The sequence below is a fragment of the Dietzia sp. B44 genome (genome assembly GCF_014145245.1).
GTDB classification, from domain to species: Bacteria; Actinomycetota; Actinomycetes; order Mycobacteriales; family Mycobacteriaceae; genus Dietzia; species Dietzia natronolimnaea.
On the sequence record NZ_JAALEF010000418.1, the window covers coordinates 1 to 2,679 of the forward strand.

Below are 2,679 nucleotides of genomic sequence, written 5' to 3' on the forward strand. Positions count from 1 at the left end.
TGGTGAAGGCGGACGCCTACGGCCACGGCGCCGTGCCGGTCTCGCTCGCTGCGCTGCGCGGTGGGGCGGACGCGCTGGGCGTCACGACGATCGCCGAGGCGGTGCAGCTGCGTGACGCGGGCATCGACGCCGAGATCCTGGCCTGGTTGTTCGGGGTGGGTGACGACGTCGGCGTGGCGCTCGAGGCGGATGTGGACCTGGCGATCCCGAGCCCGGGCCACCTCGACACCGTTCTCGACGCCGCCCGGCGTACCGGCCGCCGCGCCAGGGTGACCCCCAAGATCGACACCGGGCTCGCCCGCTCCGGCATCACCCTCGACGAGTGGCCCTCCCTGCTCGACCGGCTGGTCGCCGCCTCCGACGAGGGCCTCATCGAGGTGACCGGGCTGATGGCGCACTTCGCGCACGCCGACGATCCGGGCAACCCGGTGATCGACCAGCAGGTCGACCGTCTGCACGCGTGCGTGGCGCAGGCCCGCGCCCGCGGGGTGCGGTGCCCGGTCAACCACCACGCCAACTCCGCGGCCACCCTGACCCGCCCGGACGACGGCTTCGAGATGGTCCGCCCCGGGATCGCCCTCTACGGGCTCAACCCGGTCGACGGTCTCGAGGCGGAGCTGGTCCCGGCCATGACGTTCTCCGCCGAGGTCCTGATGGTCAAGCGCATCGCCGCCGGTCAGGGGGTGAGCTACGGGCACACGTGGCACGCCCCGCGGGACACCACGGTGGCCCTCGTGGCGGCGGGGTACGCCGACGGGGTGTGGCGACTGCTCTCGGGCAGGCTCGACGTGTCGATCCACGGACGCCGGTACCCGAACGTCGGCCGCGTCTGCATGGACCAGTTCGTCGTCGACCTGGGACCGGACCCGGGCGACTCGGTCCGCGCGGGGGACACCGCCGTCCTGTTCGGTACCGGCTCCGACGGGGGCCCCACCGCCGCCGAGTGGGCCCGCACCCTCGGGACCATCCACTACGAGGTCGTCACAGCCGTCCGAGGCCGAGCGGTGCGCCAGCACGTTCTCGGGGCCCGCCACGCCAGCGGCGGGCAGAGGGAGGGTTCGCTATGAGTGGAGAAGACGACTCGCCCGGGCGCCGGAGGTCGATGCCCCGGCTCCGGTGGCCCCGGCGCCCTTCCCGGTCCGCTGCGGGGGATCCCGTCGAGGTCCGGTCACCCGAACTGGTGGGCGGGGAGACCGGGGACGCCGAGTCCGTCGAGGAGCAGATCCGGGCCCCGGGCGGTCTCGCCGCGGGTCTGAGCGCCCTCGGCGCCGCGACGATCGGATCCGTGGGCACGCTCCTCCCGGGACGCCGGGCAAGTGACCCGTGGGCCGGCGAGGACATGTGGGAGCTCGGGGTCGACCGGGGTTCGATGGTCGCCGCCTCGGACGGTGTCCCGCTCGCGGTGCGGGAGGCCGGACCGACCGATGCGCCGATGACCGTGGTGTTCGCCCACGGGTACACGCTGTCGATGGACTCCTGGCACTTCCAGCGCCGGCACCTCCAGGACCGATTCGGCTCCGAGGTCCGCCTGGTCTTTTACGATCAGCGCGGTCACGGACTCAGCGGCAAGAGCTCGCGCGACAACTCGACCATCGCCCAGCTGGCGTCCGACCTCAACTCGGTGATCTCCGCCACGGCGCCGACCGGCCCGATCGTGGCGATCGGCCACTCCATGGGGGGCATGACGGTCCTCGGCTACGCCGTCCGCCACGAGGACGCGGTCCGCGAGCGCGTGCTCGGCGTGGGGCTGGTCGCCACGGCGATGGCGGAACTGTCGGAGTCGGGCCTGGGTGCCGTGCTCGACAGCAGGGCCGTCAGCAGATTCGTGGGCCTCGCCGGCCGCACGCCCGCGGTGTTCACCAGCAGCCGCAGGGCCCTCGGGGCGATCATCTCGCCGTTCATCTACGGCGGCTCGTTCGGCGACCCGGCCAAGATGAGCCCGACCGTCGCCAGGTTCGTGGACAAGCTCATCGCCTCGACGGACGTCCTGACGATCGCGAACTTCTTCGAGACCCTCACCCAGCACGACGAGTCCGCGGCCGTGCCCGTGCTCCGCGACGTGCGCACCACGGTGTTGTGCGGGGACCGCGACCTGCTCACCCCCCTCGACCGCTCGGTGGACATCGCCGAGGCGCTGCCGGACGCCGAGTTCGTGGTGGTCCCCGGAGCGGGGCACATGGTGATGTTGGAGGAGCCCGCGCACGTGTCGGAGGTCCTCGGCGACCTCATCGCGGACGCCATCGTCGAGTGGCGCGCACGCACGCGGGAGAAGTCGAGCGGCACCGAATCGTCGAAGGGCACCGGATCGTCGAGTGGCTCAGGATCGTCGAGGGGCACCGGGTCGTCCTCCCGCAGCGGCCCGTCCTCCCGCAGTGGCCCGTCGTCCCGCAGCGGCCCGTCGGCGCGCCGTAGCGCGGCGTCGTGACGATCGGGGTCCCGGGGGAGCGGACACTGCCGACGGTGGACGACACCCGTGCGCTCGGCGTCGAACTGGCGGGGCTGCTCCGGGCCGGTGACGTCGTGGTGCTCGACGGGCCACTCGGCGCCGGGAAGACCGCCCTCACCACAGGGATCGCCGCCGGCCTCGGTGTCCGCGGCCGGGTGACCTCCCCGACCTTCGTGATCGCCCGGCGGCACGCCCCCGGGACCCCGGACGGCCCCGGGATGGTCCACGTGGAA

Annotated in this window: 3 protein-coding genes; all 3 read left to right on the plus strand. The window is 73.3% G+C overall.

All coding sequences use genetic code 11. The features are described from left to right. Positions 1 to 2: 2 nt before the first annotated feature. Entirely contained in the window at positions 3 to 1,067 is a 1,065-nt protein-coding gene (gene alr / locus G6017_RS13260) for an alanine racemase (RefSeq protein ID WP_347238005.1), read from the plus strand. Continuing rightward, positions 1,064 to 2,425, plus strand: coding sequence for an alpha/beta fold hydrolase (locus tag G6017_RS13265; RefSeq protein WP_241731542.1), 1,362 nt, complete (start codon positions 1,064 to 1,066; stop codon positions 2,423 to 2,425). Before alr ends, G6017_RS13265 begins: the two co-directional genes overlap by 4 nt. Positions 2,426 to 2,460: 35 nt before the next feature. Continuing rightward, a partial coding sequence (gene tsaE / locus G6017_RS13270) for a tRNA (adenosine(37)-N6)-threonylcarbamoyltransferase complex ATPase subunit type 1 TsaE (protein WP_347238006.1) occupies positions 2,461 to 2,679 on the plus strand: 219 nt, incomplete at its 3' end.

What these genes read in the sequence shown, in the direction of transcription:
- G6017_RS13265 (WP_241731542.1), top strand. Translation starts at nt 1,064, where the DNA reads ATGAGTGGAGAAGACGACTCGCCCGGGCGCCGGAGGTCGATGCCCCGG.